Raw genomic sequence first — 15,574 nt, forward strand, 5'->3', positions numbered from 1 at the left:
GGCAAAACGCTTATTCTACCATGCAAGTTCGCAGCGGCCAGTAGCAGAATGCGTCCGGTGTGATGCCAGAGAACATTAGCTGCCCTGAACAGGCCGGGAAGTAGCGGCAGCTCATCACTCCTTCGCCGCCGTTGATGAAAATCTCCACGCTAGACTGGTCGATGAAAATATGCAGCGAGCGGACGTCTCCGCGCCAGTAACGATAATGCTTCTCGTCGCTGGCCAGACTGGGTCGGGCCAGGCGGATCCCGCTGGCATCGCGTTCAAGGATTAATGCGCCGTCAAAATCGAGGCTCAAAATATCGTCCCCAGTGGTTTGTAGAACGATTTCCATCGGTGCCAGCGGCAGGGAGTTCCCTGCCCAGCCGTGCGCTTCGCCGCGCAGGGCGCTCAGCTCTCGTAGAGGACGTTGGTATAGCTGACCATCGATAAACTCCAGCTCACGCAGGCAGGTCATCTGATGGATCCAGCCGTTGGTGAGGGTCGGTTGAAGCATCTCTTCGCCCTCCGGCACGCCCATCCAGCCGACCAGCAGACGGCGGCCATCACTGGTAAGCATGGTTTGCGGGGCGTAGAACTCAAACCCTGCGTCCAATTCGTGCAGTTCGCCATGCCCGAAGGCCGCGCGGTGGTAGTCGAAATCGCCGCTCATCCACACTGCCGGGTAGGTGTTGAGATAGCGCTCTTTCTCACGAGGCACGCCCTGCGGGCAGCAAATCAGGACATGCTGGTCGCCGAGGGCAAACAGGTCCGGGCATTCCCACATATAGCCCGCGTCGTCCAGGCCATTGATGCCATAACCGGCGATTTCGCCCTGACTCGTCCACTCATGAAGGTCCGCTGAGCTGAATAACAACACCTTGCCACGCTTTTGCAAATCCTGTGCGCCCAGCACCATGTACCAGCGACCTTCGTGCTGCCAGACTTTCGGGTCACGCACGTGGCCGGTATAGCCCTCCGGCAGCGGTAATACCGGGCCGAGTTTGGTAAACGTGCCGTCGGCATTTTCCGTCGCCAGGCACTGCCACGCGGTTCGGCTGCCGTCGTCAAATTTTACGTTGCCGGTATAGCACAGGGTGAGCGTGCCCTGACTATCCACGGCGCTTCCGGAGTAGCAGCCGTTGCGGTCATACTCTTCATCCGGCATGAGCGCGATCGGCTCATGTTGCCAGTGCAGCAGGTCGGCAGAGCTCCAGTGCCCCCAGCACTTGAACTTATGATCGCAGGCGAGCGGGTTCCACTGATAAAACAGGTGATAACGTCCGGCAAATTCAATAAAGCCGTTGGGATCGTTCATCAGCCCGGTCACCGGCGCATGGTGCCAGCGGGGATAGTGGCTGTCGGCCAGCGCGCGCGGCTGGCCCTGCATAACAGCCTGCAAAATCGCAGGCAGGCGTGATGGATGTGACATTATTCAGCGTCCGTTTTGTATTTCAGTACCAGGGAGACGACAAAGGCGACGCCAAAGGCGATAACCATCCCGATAATGTAGTTCAGCAGCGAGCTGGCCTGCACGATAGCCATGCCAGGGATAGCCGTCAGGCCCACCGCGGTCATGTAAACATGCATGGATACCACCCACGCGCCGCCCACCGCGCCGCCAATCAGGGCTGCGATAAACGGTTTTACAAAGCGTAAGTTAATACCAAAAATCGCCGCTTCGGTGATGCCGAGCATGGCAGAAAACGCCGAGGGCAGGGTAATGGCTTTGATTTTGGCATCTTTCGTTTTGAACCACACCGCCAGACAAGCACCGCCCTGAGCGACGTTGGCCATCGCCCAAATCGGCAGCAGGAAGTTGACGCCGATGGATGGGTTGCCCAGCAGTCCCGCTTCGATGGCGTGGAAGCTGTGGTGAATACCGGTAATGACGATAACCGAATAGAGACCGCCAAACAGCAGTCCGGCCAGCCAACCGGCGTGGGTAATCAGGGTGCTAAGGACAAACGAAATACCGTCGCCAAGCGCGCGACCAGCCGGGCCGATAATCAGCAGGGCGATAAAACCGGAAATGATCACCGTCAGGAACGGCGTCAGGATCAGATCCAGTGCATCGGGGATCACGCGACGCAGCTGTTTCTCAACGATGCTCATAAACCACACCGCCAGCAGCACCGGGAACACCGTGCCCTGATAGCCGATCATGGCAATCTCAAGGCCGAAGAAGTTCATGGTGTGGAAACCGGCGGCCACACCCCAGGCGTTGGTGAGCGCCGGGTGAGTCAGGATGCCGCCAAGCGTCGCGCCAAGATAAGGATTACCACCGAACTCGCGGGCGGCGGTGAAGCCAATCAGGATCGGCAGAATAATAAACGCCGCTGAGCTGCACATATCCAGCATGATGTAGATGGCGTTACCCGGGTCGACCCAGCCGTACGTTTTAACCATCCCCAGAAGGCCCATCAACAGGCCGGAGGCGACGATAGCCGGGATGATCGGCACAAAGATGTTCGACAACAGGCGGGCAATGCGCTGGAAAGGATTCAGTTTTTTCGCCGCAATGTCGGCAGCTTCCGATTTGCTGGATTCGCCAATCCCTGCCGCCTGGATAAAGGCGGCGTAGACTTTGTTCACCACCCCGGTGCCGAAGATAATCTGCATCTGTCCGGCGTTACGGAAACAGCCCTTCACCCCATCAATTTTGCCGATGGCCTGCTGATCGGCCAGTGAGTCATCGACCAGCACCAGGCGCAGGCGTGTGGCACAGTGCGCGGCGCTGGCGATATTTTCCTTGCCTCCCAGAAGCGGAAGTAGCGAGCGGGAAATCTGTTCAAAATCCATAGTACCCTCTGAATGCGTATTGATTTTCGAGTTGTCGTCCCGTGGTAGCCGGAGCGCATTCTCTTCGTTGTTATTGTGTCCGGGGCGACGAAACGTATTTTGTCGCCCCGGCGGTTACTGTCGCCAGGTGTTAACCATCAAAACCAGGTTTCCATCTGCATCCCGAACGACCATTCGCCGCCCGATTTAAAACCACTGCTGCCCAGCGCGTCATCGCTGGCGTAATTATTGAGTTTTTTGCTCCAGTCCATCCACGAGGTGTAAAGACGGATTTCAGGACGGCTGAAGAAATCGCCGATGTCGCCAACCTTAAAGGTCGGGGCGAAGGTGAGCTTGTAGAAGCTGCCGTTTACCGCATGGCGATCGTTATAACCTTCAGGTTTGAGATCCATATACTGGTAACTGCCTTCATAAGCGAGGGCGAAGTTTTGATTGATCTCCTGGATCAGACGCATGTTGAGGGTTGCCCACTGGTAGCTGTCGCCATCGACATAACGGTCTTTACTGGTTTGTGCCAGTATCGCTGGGGCGATAAACCAGTTCTTGCTCAGTGGCGTGGTGCCGTAGCTGGCGAAGCGCCAGGTGTTAGCCCCCGAGCGTAACGCGCCGTCAGAGCCGACACCTTTAACTTCGGCACCCAGTCCGTGACCGTAGAGCAGGGCGGTTTTGCTGGCACCTTCACGCAGGCCGTAAAAACTGTCGTTGTGCAACCCGAGCAGCGCATGTACACCGGTATTTGCCGCATCGCCTTTGACCGGATTACCGTTGGTATCCTGGCGTTCGTCGTTGTCTTTTGCCCGCATCCCGCTGACCATCATCTGCACCGGCCCGATGAAATTGTTCATGCTGACGATGTAGTTCTGCACACTGTTGCTGGTATCAGCAATATCGCCGAAGTTACGCCCGTAAAGAGAGAAGTTGCTGCGAACGCTGTCGTTCCACCTGACATCGTAAATACCGCCGCCGGTACCGGCGAGGAACACGACATCCGAGTCGATCCAGTGAATGTCAAAGTTATCCCGGTCAAAGCGTTTCCCGGCCCACAGGGTGGAGCCTTTAAACGGCCCGTCGAAGGTGGGCAAGTTGCCCAGTTCAACAAAGGCCTGACGCACGTTCAAATCACTGGTGCTCGCCGTCCAGTCGTTATAAGTGGTTTGACCGTCGGCGACCATGACTTTGAAGCGGGTCGTTGCCCCGTTATCCAGGGTCTGCTTATGTTCAAGATTCATTTCAACATAGGTATCGGCCTGGTTTCCCAGGCGGCCAATAGCCCCACCGGTTTCCCCTGCTGGCGTCATGTAGGCTCCGGATTTGGTGCTGGCGCCGGAGTCATTCATTATCACGCCGGAGCGGGCGTAGCCGTGGAACTCAAACCCGCTTTTCTCATCGGCTTTTTTCTCCAGTTTGGCGGTACGCTGAGCCACTTCCTGAGTGCTGTCCTGGGTTTTTTGTTGCTGTGTCGTGAGCTGCTGTACTTTCTTCTCTGCCGACTCTGCGCGGGTTTCTGCCGTTTGCGCTCTGTTTTCGGCATCCTGTAAGCGTTTTTCCAGCGCAATTAAACGGGCTTCGATACTGCTGAGATCCGTTTGTGCATGGGCTGAGGCGGCGCCGGTTAGCAAAGCGATAAGAACCGCGAGTGTGCTTTTTCTGAACATATTGATTGCATCCCAAAAGGAAAATAAAAAATTGTGTGTTTTTGCTAAACCGGTTTAGTTGCAATGTTAAGCACGACATTTAACATTTTGAAATTGATTTTGCTAAACCGGTTTAATAAGTGTGATGGATGCAACAAAGTGGACCGCGTACGACGGTATTTAGGATCAAATCTGGCGGTGTAGATCGCGCTGGTATGGCAGGGCAGTCATCGCGCCTTTCGCCAGGGTTGCCAGGGCACCGCAGGTTTGCGCCAGAGCGAGCGTTGGCTCCAGGGCATTGATATCCGCCGGCATCCCGTTGGCAGCAAGGCTGGCAAGCAGTCCGGCGACAAACGCATCGCCCGCACCGGTGGTATCCACGCTGACAACCGGTTTAGCGCTGAAATGGATAAACTGCTGCTGGAATGCGGCGATGACGCCCGCTTTACCCTGAGTCACCAGCAGTAATTCAGGCTGATAACGCTCAGTGATGCTGGCGATCCCCTGCGCGATATCATTACTCCCGCTGATGAGTATCAGCTCTTCTTCGGACAGTTTCACCACGTTCGCCAGACGCAGGGCGCGGTCGAGACAGGCGTGCAACAGGTTCTGATCTTGCCAGAGATCCAGGCGGATATTAGGGTCAAAGCTCACCCGGCCACCGGCACGTTTGATGTTCTCCATAGCCGCGAAGGTAGCACTGCGGCTGGGCTCGGCGCTGAGCGCGATGGAGCAGATGTGCAACCACTGTCCGGCGGCAAACTGTGGCAGGTCTTCTTCAGCCAGGAACAGGTCAGCGCTGGGGCGTACCATAAAGGTAAAGGTGCGTTCACCTTGGTCATCAAGGTCGACCACCACAGTGGACGTGCGGTGATGATCGTCAAGATACATATGGCTGACGTCGACCTGCTCCTGTTGCAGGGTATGACGCATGTAGCGGCCAAACGGGTCACCGCCGACGCGGCCGATAAATCCGCTGTTGCCGCCAAGGCGGGCAACCCCTACCGCCACGTTAGCCGGCGCGCCTCCAGGGCACTGTAGCAAGCGCCCTTCACTCTCCGGTAGCAGGTCCACCACTGCGTCGCCCAGAACCCAAACTTTTGCTTTCATGCTAAAACCCTCCAAGGCTAAACTTAACTAAACCGGTTTAGCATATTAAATCACAGTGAATGAGTGGGGGAAAGTTCCAGCCGGAAAAGCACTGCTCAGGGCATAAAAACGTGAGCCGCCTTACGAAATAGAATTGATTCGACAGCTGTGAAGACTTACGTCCTGGACACAAATGGATCCTGGATAAATTACCATGCAACTTGATGAAATTATCATGTTTTATCTTATTTACAGATAAATCAAAGGGCTTTTAACACCACACTTCTTGGCATAATGGTTAAGTGTAGTAATGCTCGCTCTGGATGGGTTTGCTTCTATGCTGCGCAGGTATTTGTAAGAAATACCCATTCTACTGGCGAGTTGTTGTCGCATCAGGCCAGCGAAACTGCGCAATTTCATCAGCGTTTCTGGAGGGTTTCCTTTAAAACTTCATCGACAAAACCGCTTTTTACCGTAGATACAGTAAGTGCCTCTTCTCTGCCATTATCCCAGCATCCAAGGTTACCGGGTTCTGATGTAGTCTGCCGATATGCAAGAAATGCAACGGCATCATGCTGGTTATGATGCTGTTTAATCTTCATTGTCACATGGACTATTCAGGGAGCGACAAGCGCTCCCACATGAAAACAGAACCACTCGTTTCATTTACGTGCTTCCTCAAAAGTAATCTCATACCCAATACTTCTGATTTAGTAGGGTTCTGATCATATCATGCAGCTCGATTGCGCTCAATTTGACGGTTTTCATCTTTACACAATGCTCGGTTATGATACTTTGTGATAGGCATGACAAGATCTGGCCGTAATTTTTTAGAAGTGAGTTTGCCCGCCACTTCACGGGACAGCATACATCCGGATAAAACCGATAACAGGAAAGGCTCCACGCTGCATACGGAGGAAACAGAATTAATGAATGATAAATTGCCGCCCTGCGCTGATACCAGGGTGGAACGTGTCCGTCTTAAAGATGGGGATTACTTTTTCCCTGCTGAACCCGCCATAAAAGCGGATTCTTTGCGGACAAAATCGCTCCTTCATCGTTTTAACCACACCGATCCTGCTCATATTGATTCCCGCCTGCTACTGATGAAAGAGTTGCTGCCTGAATGTGGGGAAGGGGTATCTGTCACCACGTCTTTCCACTGCAGCAGGGGGTATAACATTCGTAAGCGTCGTCTCAGCACCGTCTGGCAGATCCTGAAATTCCTGAGAGGATAGTGGACACCAAATATGGTGGACACTATCCATGAAATCATTAACCACAGTGCGTAAAAAAAGCCCTAATTATCCCGTTGAGTTCAAAATCAAAATGGTTGAACTCTCGCATCGACCAGATATCCGAGTCTTTGCGTTTGCCAGCGAGGATAAGGAGTACCAACCGTTACTCGATGATATTCTGGATGGTCCAATGGTTGGGCGTTTTGATACTGAGGAAGCCGGAAAGGCTTTGATCGATGGTGGATTGATTGAGCGTTTGATGTCAACTATCATGCCCTTTATCACTTCAGAGGCCCCTCTACCCGATACGCATCTACGTCGGGAAACAACCTGGTATTATCCACTGGAAGCTATTCGCGAAACTGTTGTAAATGCACTGGCTCATCGTGACTGGACACGCTTTGTTGAGATAGAGATTGGCTTGTATAGCAATCGATTTGAAGTTATTAGCCCAGGGGCGCTGAATAATTCGATGTCGATTGAAAAGATGGTTACAGGTCAGCGATCACCACGCAATACGATTATTATGGAAGTCTTACGTGATTATGGTTACGTTGATTTCAGGGGGATGGGAGTCAGGACAAAGATTATTCCACTAATACAGGCCATGAGTGGCCAACTCCCTGAGTTTACTGCAACAGATGATTACTTGAAAACAATACTTTATCGCTCACCATCTTCTTGATATATAAGGTCTGGCCTTTCCATCCATAAGAAAGGCCATTGCTGTAAAAAATAAATTACCCGCGACTGCAGCCGAAATTACGGTCCCCATCACCGACTATTTTAGTTCTTACTTTGGTCATATAATCTACCCTATTCATCAAGTCGTTATAAGTTTGCTCAAAGTTGATTCGTTTACGATTGAGGAGATATTTTCCATTTAATGGGTAATTAACTAACTTCCCAGAGTCATCTATTGGGATACCAAGCGCACTATACCAGGCTGTTGTTATCATTGTGCGTAAAGTGTTACGATTCAAATCGTAATCCCCCAAATGATAATAAGCATCCTGATTGAAACAAAGTATCAAATGGTAATGTCGCTTCCCATTTGTGGTATATTCTCTGACCCATGCGTAACGTAAGGTGGAGTATCGATTATCCGGCCAGTCTTTCCTTTTTGTTTTAAAGTGCTTATGGTGCTCAAGCTTTGCTTTTAATGCACTGGTAAAACGAGATATTGCACCAGAGTCTATTCTGGGTTGAAAGAACGGATTATCCAGATTTTCCGTATCTATTGGGTCATGTAAATCAACACGTATAATCATTGTATTAGGATGCTCATTCAGTGCTTCATCAATGACCTGTTTAATCCTATTCTTATACAGGGTTACATGTGAACCAAACTCACTGTCGTATGTCATATATATTCTACCAAGTGATATTAGGGTATTGAATGGTCTACAGATATATTACCTATCAAGATAACAAGCCCTTACTGGTAATAGGCTCAGTATGTATTTTTACTCTTGAATTAAATATCTGTTCAACCGTAGAGTATCAGAATATTGAGCCTGCTACGGCTATAAATACTGTCTTACCTTTCTTTTCTGTGAGTATTCTATTTTGAGAATATAGCGTATTAAGCAACTCATTTGCTTTGCTACGACTCCTGAATTTATTAGGGCCGTATTGGAGCACTGTATTTTTAGTAATCCAAGATGCATTGAGTCGAATACAATAATTATTTATCCACCAATAAAGTTCATCCGCCTCCGAGATTGCCAGCGTGAATTCCTGGGGTTTAGAAAATATGTGGATGTACTCATTAACATACCAGGTAGTTATCTTCACAGCATCTTCGACTGCAGAAAGAGATATATCTCCATCATTGCCATTAAAATAATGCAGCAGAGAGGCCACTCTGGCCATATTTTCTGCGACCTTAGATGCATAGTCTCTAAAATCTGATAAGGTGCCGAGTAAGCCCATATCTGACTCCACCTTGTTATAAAATTCGATCCAGCGATTTTCTGCTTCTACAGAAAATCGCAGGCAAAGACGATCATTTTGATTATCTCTGGCAATACTTTCGTTAACTATCTCCATCAGTCGTTGATGGAATACCGGCAAATGTTCGCTTGAAACAACGGGGCTGGAGATTTTTCTGGAACCTTGCTTTGAATCAGGCTGGCATATGAGACATCGAGCGAAAAAACCGATCCCTTTGGCTGTATCGCCTTTACGTTGCAGATAACCTTTAAACACATCAGGCTGAACCATAAGTGCTAGCGTCAGTCTGGCATCTCTGATTAATTTCTCTGGCTCACTTTTCCTTTCCACTGAAAATGTTGCGCCATCCCACATTTTGTTGATGAAAGGCAGTTCGTTCAGCGTGTAACCGTTAAAAATAGTGCCAGCCTCATCAGACATGATACCGATAGATCGCCAATAACCACAGAGGTAATCTTTAATAGCCGCAGGAGTGGCATCATTAAATATCTGCTTGAACCTGATCGGTGGTTGCTGGTGCGACGCCAACAGCGCTTTAAGTTGTTCATTTGTCGCCAGATGATCTTTGTTACGGCGAATATCTGATTTGAGTTTTGACATCAGTGCTTTTCTTTCAAAATTAAAAATTTCTTCATCACTTCGCCAGGTATTAAGAGCATGCGTGTACTTATCAAATAATTCTTCCTCCAGTTGATATAATGGCTTCATCAGCATTTTATCAACCGTACTTTTCCGTTCGCCAGATTCTGCAAGTGTCAGCAAGTAAAGTGATACTGGGCTACGTAGATTAGTAAGTCGACAAACATCAATCCGGTTCTGACAGGCAAGAGATATTACCCCAAGAGCAGAAGCAGCAATCAAACCTTGAGGGGCCTGCGTATGCTGTTCCACTTCATAAATGGCATTTCTGATAATCTGAGGAAATGCATCTACAGGGAAAGGACTACCGTTAAACATACAACACCTCTAATAAAATTCACGTTAAAAAGTTCCGCGCAAGTTGCTATTCCGCTATTAATTGCAGAAATAGCAGGATGAACACGGGTACTCAGAAAAAAAACAAAAAATAAATGCACAAAATCTCTGGGTGCTAACGTTCGTTAATCCAGCAAAGTAGATCGCTTAACAACCAGCCACAGGACTTCAACCCAATAGACTTACGCAACGGAAACTGACCGACTTGCTCCAGTTTCCAGGCCGTTGAACGAGATACCGATGTGATGTACTGACGCTCCTTTTCACGTACTAGGCGATCATGGGGTTCGCCATAGTTGCGCAGGACCTGTAAACGTTCTTGCGGTGTTGGATAGTTGAATGTTGTTTTCATGTTGCCTCCTTTGTTTCGGTGAAGGCATCATGCATCAAACTGTGCAATCAAAAAATGCGAAGCGTTCTTATTAAGCATTCGAAAATCTTAATAAGCAAACAGGTCAAAAAACGATCAGGTATCATTTGTAAATCTCAATACAACAATGAGTTGAATTGAATTGAATACTAATGAAGAGTTAGATGTTTTATTCTTTTGAATCTAGGTCGTGACGCTGATTAGTGTTGATGTATTCTTTCGTCTTTTTGGTCTACTGATGGTAAATATTGATGTGGTTTGTCCCCGTTGCTCTGAAACGAATGGGGTGATCCGAAACGGCCATTCTGGCTCAGGTGCGCAACTTTATCGCTGTAAATACTGCCTGAAAACTTTTCAGCTATCGCTACAACGGCGCTAAACCGAAACCCATCAGACCATTGTTGATATAGAGATGAACGGCTCTGGATGCCGTGATACGGCAAGAGTACTGAAAATAAGCCTCAATGCCGTTCTCCGTCATCTAAAAACTTGCACCATCCTAGGTTGCACAAAACGATGAGCCGGTCGCAGAGGTCGTCATCGCTGTGAAGTCGATGAACAATTATCTTACGTGCGGCCTAAGGGTAATCCACGCTGGTCATCGGCTGGTATCCATCATTATCACTAAATCTGTGTCATGCCCTGAATTCAACATGGAATATTGTTAGCTAATATACTTTTAAATCCGTTGGTGCATTACAATACCATTATTAAATATTTAAACACAAACAGTTAACAAGGATAGCAATACACATTACTACCACGGGGATTTCTGATATTATGCGATATACCAAAAATCATTTTCCTTTTGAGATATCCATCCATTCCTTTACCTTACTCTCACTAAAAGAAAAGTTTATTGAGTGAGGCTCTAATTGTGTAACTGCTGTTAATTTATTCACTACAGAAGAAACTGTCTGCTCAATTTCATATTTTTTGCAAAAATCAGTTATAAGATAACATAAAGCCCTCTTCTGTTTTTCACTTACACGATATGCTTTAGTACGGTTTAATTCAGGTTTTTTTGCATACCGTTTTAGAGTATCAAAACTAAAGTCTCCTGAATAAAGTTTATTGAGTGGTTTAAAAACGCTAGAAACATCTAACTTCCCATATGTTCTTCTGCAACATTCATGCATCAATATATATAATGCAACATACTCTTCAGGTACAAGGAAAGAAACATTGATATTATTTACTTTTGTTTTTTCAATATTCAGGCCATTCAAAAAAAGAGATGCATGATCTTCTCTAATTGATAAAAAAGATTCATCTATATATGTTGATTCAGGAAAAATAAGAAAATCGAAGGAATTATGGGAAAAAACCATCACATCCCCGGGTGGAGATTTTTTCTGTTCCACCGAGTCTTTATCTGTAAGTAAGTATTTTCCACTGCTGAAACGAGCTACTTTAGTTGGTCTAGCAATCCAATAACCATAGGCATACCCTCGATATCTATATTCATAGTACTCCCCAGAGACTGGAACATCTATTCCACCAGTGTCAAACCGCTTCTGTATATCTAAATGAGGATTTAATGGAATTTCTGGAATAAATGATAATGTACTATAAGCAGGACTATCTTTGCTCTGATAGAAATCACGACCATAATTTATATCATGAATTGTATTTTTATGTATATTTGGAGAAACGCAACGTCTAAGTATGCATGGGAAAATTTCGTTCCCGAAATTAACGTACAGATGAAGTTTATCATCAAGCCATGCCTGAACAAGTTCATCAACTTCTACACCAAAAAGTGCAGAAAACTTTTTCAATGAATAATATGATCTTGCCATAGCACCACTTACCTGAAATCCAAGGTGTAAATGCTCATTTTACACATAACCGAATAAAAAAATAAGTACTTATTTATAGATTTGGTGATGTGAAGAACTCATTTTTCTGTTTAAATTTTAAACTTAATTAAACTCAAATAAAGCAACACCTAAAAAAGCAACACCTAAATAGGTCCGCCTAATACCGCTACACCTGCCGTTTTATGATGGGCGACATGTTGCGTATGGGAAACATATTTCAAGCCCGATGCAACATGGTTAGACATAGGAAACAGCCCTAATACCTTGCCCTGCAAGGGCTGGTCGAAAGCGGATTACTATTCCGCACAGCTATTTAGTTTCAACAATTAAATGGCACGGATTACTTAGCTTATGCTGGCATAACGTTGACCTATTGTTCATTATCCTTCAGCCCGCTTGTAGGGCGCCCCTATCCGAACTAAAATCAGTGCAGCAAAACGAGGGCTTCAAAATGACAAAAAAAACAGCACACAGCCAGATCACTAAAACTCAAATCTACCGTTCCGTTGCCAGCTCAACCGCGATCGAAACGGGTGTTTCTGTGCAAAAAATTGAGCAGCAACTCAAACAAAACCAGGCACAGGCGAAAGCTGTTGGCCTCGCCCGTTAATCTGGCAATATATCGCTCACCAGTTGCATCATGGGGCTGTAGTTCCCTGATACGCCTGCCTGTATTGCCTTGAAATAAAATGGCTTGTGTTCATCCCATAAGCTGTAATCCAGCAAGCCTTTTCCCGCAAGAACCGAGAGCACATCGCAAAGCAGCCGCGACAGACGCCCGTTACCTTCTCTGAATGGGTGGATCAAAATAAATTCCACGTGGCATTCAGCCAGATAACTAACCAGCCCCGAACGAGCCAGAGATTTAAGCTCACCCGACCGAGCGAGAAACTGCTTCTCAAAACCATCAAGAAGAAGCGGAATCCTGTCGGCAGCCGCAAACTGAAAGCCATCCTTAGTCAGGTTGGCATTACGCAGCCTCCCCGCCCAGTCATACACATTCCCCAGCCATTGGCGATGCCACCCACTGATGTGCTCAAAAGCCAGCGCCGCAGGCGGCTGGCCTTCGATAAATAGCTGTTCATAAAGCATCAGCAGCAGGCCAGATTCCAGCGCCTCCATTTCCTCTTCATCTGTGATCCCTAACTTATTAGCCAGCACCAGGTCTCCAGAGCCCGGTTGATACCGCTCTTCTACTGAATTAAGCTCATATTTTGCCAAGCTCTTACCTCCGTCCAAACAAGTTCACAACGTTGTTTTCCTGCTGTCGCTGATAGTTGTTGACCCTATCTTCCCAGATCTCAAGCGCCCTGCGCTTTTCAGGCAAGTAATCATAACGATCATAGTGTTTCGAGCTGACGTCATTCAAAGCGTGATTCTGGATACGGTCGCGGATCTCTTTGCTGATCCCCGCCTCCCCCATCAGCGTTTTACATGTGCGACGTAAATCTCGCGCTGTGAAAACTTTAAACTTAGGATTAAAAGCCCGGAAATACATGATGGAACGGGCCAGGCTATCGGTACGTACCGGTCGTTCGCCGTTGGTCGAGAGCGGGAAGATATAGGGGCTGTTACTTTCCTTAGTCAGTTCTTTCACTGAGGCTAATTCACTTAATGCCGATTCAGTCAATGGGATCAGGTGCTCCCGTTTGTTTTTCGATACATCGGCTATGACCAGTAACGTCTTTTGCTGCCAGTCAATCGCGCTCCATTGGCTGGCAATCATTTCAAACGGTCGCTGCCCGCCAGCATAAACGCAGAAGCGGATAAGGTGCTGCATCAACGGCCCAACGTTAGTTGCCTGAGCGAACTGCTCCATGACAAAACGCAGCTCTTCCAGCATTAACCATGTATCACCCACTTTCTCCGCAGAGGACTGCTTCGGTATGGCCGATACCGGATTAACTTCAAGCCCGAACGTAATGCCCACGCTGGTATTCATCGGATCGTTATCGGCTTTAAGCCCATAGTTAAATGCCGCCATCAGGTAGGAACGAATTCGGTTCGCATGGACCACCGCATCTCGCTGGATAATGCCTGAGAGGATGGTTTTGATCTGTAATGGCGTGCATCCTTCGCTTTGGTCTCTCGAGGAATGACTGAATAGCACTCTTTTTCAAGACGCTTCAGTACATCGGCCCAGGTCCGCTTATTGTCGAGCTTCATCTTGTTAACGTAGCCATGTACCAGCTCTTTAAACGAGCCCTGCGAGCGATGGATCTGCATGATGTGCTGTTCGGCCAGGCGCTGTTGCTCAAGCTCTTGCTGCGGCTCTTTTCCTTCAACAAGCCAGGCTCCATATTTTTTCGCCAGCTCATTGGCCGTCACCAGTTTCATCTCAGGCCAGATGCCCAACTGGATGAACTTTTCTTTCTTCCCTTTCTCAACGTAGTAACGGAAATAAAAAACTTTGCTGCCTGAAGGCTGAACCTTAACGCCAAGCCTGCCAGTACCACGTTGAGCGCTGTTGCTCCACACGTAGTACGCCGTGCTTTTTGTCTTCAATCCACGTATAGCAGTCTCGGTAAGATTAGCGGCCATAAGTTTACCTTTCTAAGAATATGCGTTACCTGACCCGATGCCCATTTCGGGTCAGGTAACGGGTCAGGTAAGGATAGTACAATGGGGAAATGAGAGAACCAATCAGAAACAAAAATAACTTCATAACTGATTGATTATAGACAATTAAAAATACAAATAGAGACAATGACGAACAATTAAAAACATGCCAATTTTATGACTCATAATCGCTTGGTCGCTGGTTCAAGTCCAGCAGGGGCCACCAAACACAGCAAGGGCTGGCGAGTAATCGTCGGCCCTTTTGTTTTTTCCGGGGATATGCCGGGGATATTCCAGAAAGGTAACCATGGTGATTTATGGTTATTTTATGACCGCCCACCATATCTACAGCATTTCTTGCTTAGTGCCATTCGCAAAACGTTAACATTTGCATACATTGACGATGTGTGAAGCTGGTGGACGAACTCCACGCATAAGCCCGCCCGCATCATATAAAAAAGGCTGGCACGGCTTACAGCTTAGCAGGTACGCAAGGTACGCACGTCTTTTTGCGTACCTTGCGTACCCAGTTTTTCACTGCGCAATCTGATAAATAGCGTTTCTGATGTTTGTCACGCTGCCAGCGAATGGCCCGTGTAACCCTGGCATTTCTAAGCATGAGAATGGCTCTTTGAACCTTAACATTTCTTAACATCTGGCTTGCCCAGGCGCAAGCTAATGGCTCGTAAAACCTTAGGAATTCTTAGGGGCTGGCTGGCGGTCACAAACGCCGCAAACCCTTTGCATTTGCACCCGCCAGGCGGTATGCGTCGATCAGTTTTTCGCGTTTTACCGACTCCGAATTCGCAGTTTTTTTTGCGCAGTTTTGCGTAGTTTTTTTTTGCGAATTCGCAGTTTGTTTATCTTTGGCATCGTCTTTCTTTTCTCCGTGCCGTCTTAACTTACCTGCTCCGGGGCTTTGTTGAATAAATCGAACTTTTGCTGAGTTGAAGGATCAGATCACGTATCTTCCCGACAACACAGACCGTTCCGTGGCAAAGCAAAAGTTCAAAATCACCAACTGGCCCACCTACAATAAAGCCCTCATCAACCGTGGCTCCATAACTTTCTGGCTGGATGATGAAGCTATTCAGGCCTGGTATGAGTCAGCAACACCTTCTTCACGAGGCAGACCTCAGCGCTATTCTG

General features: G+C 47.9%; 14 protein-coding genes and 2 pseudogenes. 5 read left to right on the forward strand and 11 right to left on the reverse strand.

Going from position 1 to position 15,574, the window contains the following annotated elements:
• Positions 1-10 precede the first annotated feature (10 nt).
• The 5 genes from B9P82_RS26190 to B9P82_RS29565 form a co-directional block, all read right to left on the reverse strand.
• Positions 11-1,411 (reverse strand): sucrose-6-phosphate hydrolase, encoded by a 1,401-nt coding sequence (locus B9P82_RS26190; protein ID WP_032180917.1) that lies wholly within the window; start codon positions 1,409-1,411, stop codon positions 11-13.
• The gene (locus tag B9P82_RS26195) at positions 1,411-2,781 is read right to left on the reverse strand and encodes a sucrose-specific PTS transporter subunit IIBC (protein WP_000345204.1); all 1,371 of its coding nucleotides are present in this window, start codon (positions 2,779-2,781) and stop codon (positions 1,411-1,413) included. The genes B9P82_RS26190 and B9P82_RS26195 overlap by 1 nt, the downstream gene beginning before the upstream one ends.
• A gap of 137 nt (positions 2,782-2,918) precedes the next feature.
• Complete coding sequence (locus B9P82_RS26200) at positions 2,919-4,436, reverse strand: carbohydrate porin (RefSeq protein ID WP_003029587.1); 1,518 nt, start codon at positions 4,434-4,436, stop codon at positions 2,919-2,921.
• Between the two features lie 165 nt (positions 4,437-4,601).
• Positions 4,602-5,525 carry an aminoimidazole riboside kinase gene (locus B9P82_RS26205; protein ID WP_003029584.1) on the reverse strand — a complete coding sequence of 308 codons (924 nt, stop codon included), beginning with the start codon at positions 5,523-5,525 and terminating at the stop codon, positions 4,602-4,604.
• A gap of 228 nt (positions 5,526-5,753) precedes the next feature.
• Positions 5,754-5,924: a helix-turn-helix domain-containing protein gene (locus B9P82_RS29565; RefSeq protein WP_077258089.1), complete on the reverse strand. Its 171-nt coding sequence runs from the start codon at positions 5,922-5,924 to the stop codon at positions 5,754-5,756.
• Between the two features lie 386 nt (positions 5,925-6,310).
• On the opposite strand from B9P82_RS29565, the gene B9P82_RS26220 reads away from it, so the two are divergent.
• Both B9P82_RS26220 and B9P82_RS26225 read left to right on the forward strand, forming a co-directional pair.
• A complete protein-coding gene (locus tag B9P82_RS26220; RefSeq protein WP_210405003.1) occupies positions 6,311-6,742 on the forward strand; it encodes a maltose acetyltransferase domain-containing protein in 432 nt (143 codons plus the stop codon).
• A 28-nt stretch (positions 6,743-6,770) separates the two neighbouring features.
• Positions 6,771-7,427, forward strand: a complete 657-nt coding sequence (locus B9P82_RS26225) for an ATP-binding protein (protein WP_101701271.1) — start codon at positions 6,771-6,773, stop codon at positions 7,425-7,427.
• 55 nt (positions 7,428-7,482) lie between these two features.
• On the opposite strand, the gene B9P82_RS26230 is transcribed toward B9P82_RS26225, so the two are convergent.
• The 3 genes from B9P82_RS26230 to B9P82_RS26240 all read right to left on the reverse strand — a co-directional run bounded on the left by B9P82_RS26230 (position 7,483) and on the right by B9P82_RS26240 (position 10,025).
• On the reverse strand, positions 7,483-8,109 hold the full coding sequence (locus B9P82_RS26230; RefSeq protein WP_101701272.1) for an inovirus Gp2 family protein: 627 nt from the start codon (positions 8,107-8,109) through the stop codon (positions 7,483-7,485).
• Positions 8,110-8,245: 136 nt separating this feature from the next.
• Positions 8,246-9,655 carry a YfjI family protein gene (locus B9P82_RS26235; protein WP_023157610.1) on the reverse strand — a complete coding sequence of 470 codons (1,410 nt, stop codon included), beginning with the start codon at positions 9,653-9,655 and terminating at the stop codon, positions 8,246-8,248.
• Positions 9,656-9,788: 133 nt separating this feature from the next.
• Positions 9,789-10,025 carry a helix-turn-helix transcriptional regulator gene (locus tag B9P82_RS26240; RefSeq protein WP_006812027.1) on the reverse strand — a complete coding sequence of 79 codons (237 nt, stop codon included), beginning with the start codon at positions 10,023-10,025 and terminating at the stop codon, positions 9,789-9,791.
• A gap of 256 nt (positions 10,026-10,281) precedes the next feature.
• Between B9P82_RS26240 and B9P82_RS29175 the strand changes: the two are divergent.
• A pseudogene (locus B9P82_RS29175) lies at positions 10,282-10,641 on the forward strand (IS1-like element transposase); the annotation flags it as partial.
• Between the two features lie 199 nt (positions 10,642-10,840).
• Here B9P82_RS29175 and B9P82_RS26255 read toward each other — a convergent pair.
• Entirely contained in the window at positions 10,841-11,845 is a 1,005-nt protein-coding gene (locus B9P82_RS26255; protein ID WP_101701273.1) for a hypothetical protein, read from the reverse strand.
• 472 nt (positions 11,846-12,317) lie between these two features.
• On the opposite strand from B9P82_RS26255, the gene B9P82_RS26260 reads away from it, so the two are divergent.
• A complete protein-coding gene (locus B9P82_RS26260; RefSeq protein ID WP_016154571.1) occupies positions 12,318-12,476 on the forward strand; it encodes a hypothetical protein in 159 nt (52 codons plus the stop codon).
• Here the strand turns inward: B9P82_RS26260 and B9P82_RS26265 are convergent.
• Complete coding sequence (locus B9P82_RS26265; protein ID WP_246842171.1) at positions 12,473-13,087, reverse strand: Fic/DOC family protein; 615 nt, start codon at positions 13,085-13,087, stop codon at positions 12,473-12,475. The two genes, B9P82_RS26260 and B9P82_RS26265, sit on opposite strands and share 4 nt — an antisense overlap.
• A 4-nt stretch (positions 13,088-13,091) precedes the next feature.
• Positions 13,092-14,407, reverse strand: a pseudogene (locus tag B9P82_RS26270) (tyrosine-type recombinase/integrase).
• 965 nt (positions 14,408-15,372) lie between these two features.
• On the opposite strand from B9P82_RS26270, the gene B9P82_RS26275 reads away from it, so the two are divergent.
• Positions 15,373-15,574: transposase (locus tag B9P82_RS26275; RefSeq protein WP_210404999.1), on the forward strand; the 202-nt coding region annotated here is incomplete at its 3' end.

Origin of the sequence: Citrobacter sp. L55 (genome assembly GCF_002850715.1) — a bacterium.
Classification (GTDB): domain Bacteria; phylum Pseudomonadota; class Gammaproteobacteria; order Enterobacterales; family Enterobacteriaceae; genus Citrobacter; species Citrobacter braakii.

Excerpts from the sequence above, each read along its gene's own strand:
- B9P82_RS26200 (WP_003029587.1), bottom strand. The coding sequence starts at position 4,436 with ATGTTCAGAAAAAGCACACTCGCGGTTCTTATCGCTTTGCTAACCGGC.
- B9P82_RS26220 (WP_210405003.1), top strand. The coding sequence starts at position 6,311 with ATGACAAGATCTGGCCGTAATTTTTTAGAAGTGAGTTTGCCCGCCACT.
- B9P82_RS26190 (WP_032180917.1), bottom strand. The coding sequence starts at position 1,411 with ATGTCACATCCATCACGCCTGCCTGCGATTTTGCAGGCTGTTATGCAG.
- B9P82_RS26225 (WP_101701271.1), top strand. The coding sequence starts at position 6,771 with ATGAAATCATTAACCACAGTGCGTAAAAAAAGCCCTAATTATCCCGTT.
- B9P82_RS26255 (WP_101701273.1), bottom strand. The coding sequence starts at position 11,845 with ATGGCAAGATCATATTATTCATTGAAAAAGTTTTCTGCACTTTTTGGT.
- B9P82_RS26195 (WP_000345204.1), bottom strand. The coding sequence starts at position 2,781 with ATGGATTTTGAACAGATTTCCCGCTCGCTACTTCCGCTTCTGGGAGGC.
- B9P82_RS26230 (WP_101701272.1), bottom strand. The coding sequence starts at position 8,109 with ATGACATACGACAGTGAGTTTGGTTCACATGTAACCCTGTATAAGAAT.
- B9P82_RS29565 (WP_077258089.1), bottom strand. The coding sequence starts at position 5,924 with ATGAAATTGCGCAGTTTCGCTGGCCTGATGCGACAACAACTCGCCAGT.
- B9P82_RS26240 (WP_006812027.1), bottom strand. The coding sequence starts at position 10,025 with ATGAAAACAACATTCAACTATCCAACACCGCAAGAACGTTTACAGGTC.
- B9P82_RS26260 (WP_016154571.1), top strand. The coding sequence starts at position 12,318 with ATGACAAAAAAAACAGCACACAGCCAGATCACTAAAACTCAAATCTAC.
- B9P82_RS26205 (WP_003029584.1), bottom strand. The coding sequence starts at position 5,525 with ATGAAAGCAAAAGTTTGGGTTCTGGGCGACGCAGTGGTGGACCTGCTA.
- B9P82_RS26235 (WP_023157610.1), bottom strand. The coding sequence starts at position 9,655 with ATGTTTAACGGTAGTCCTTTCCCTGTAGATGCATTTCCTCAGATTATC.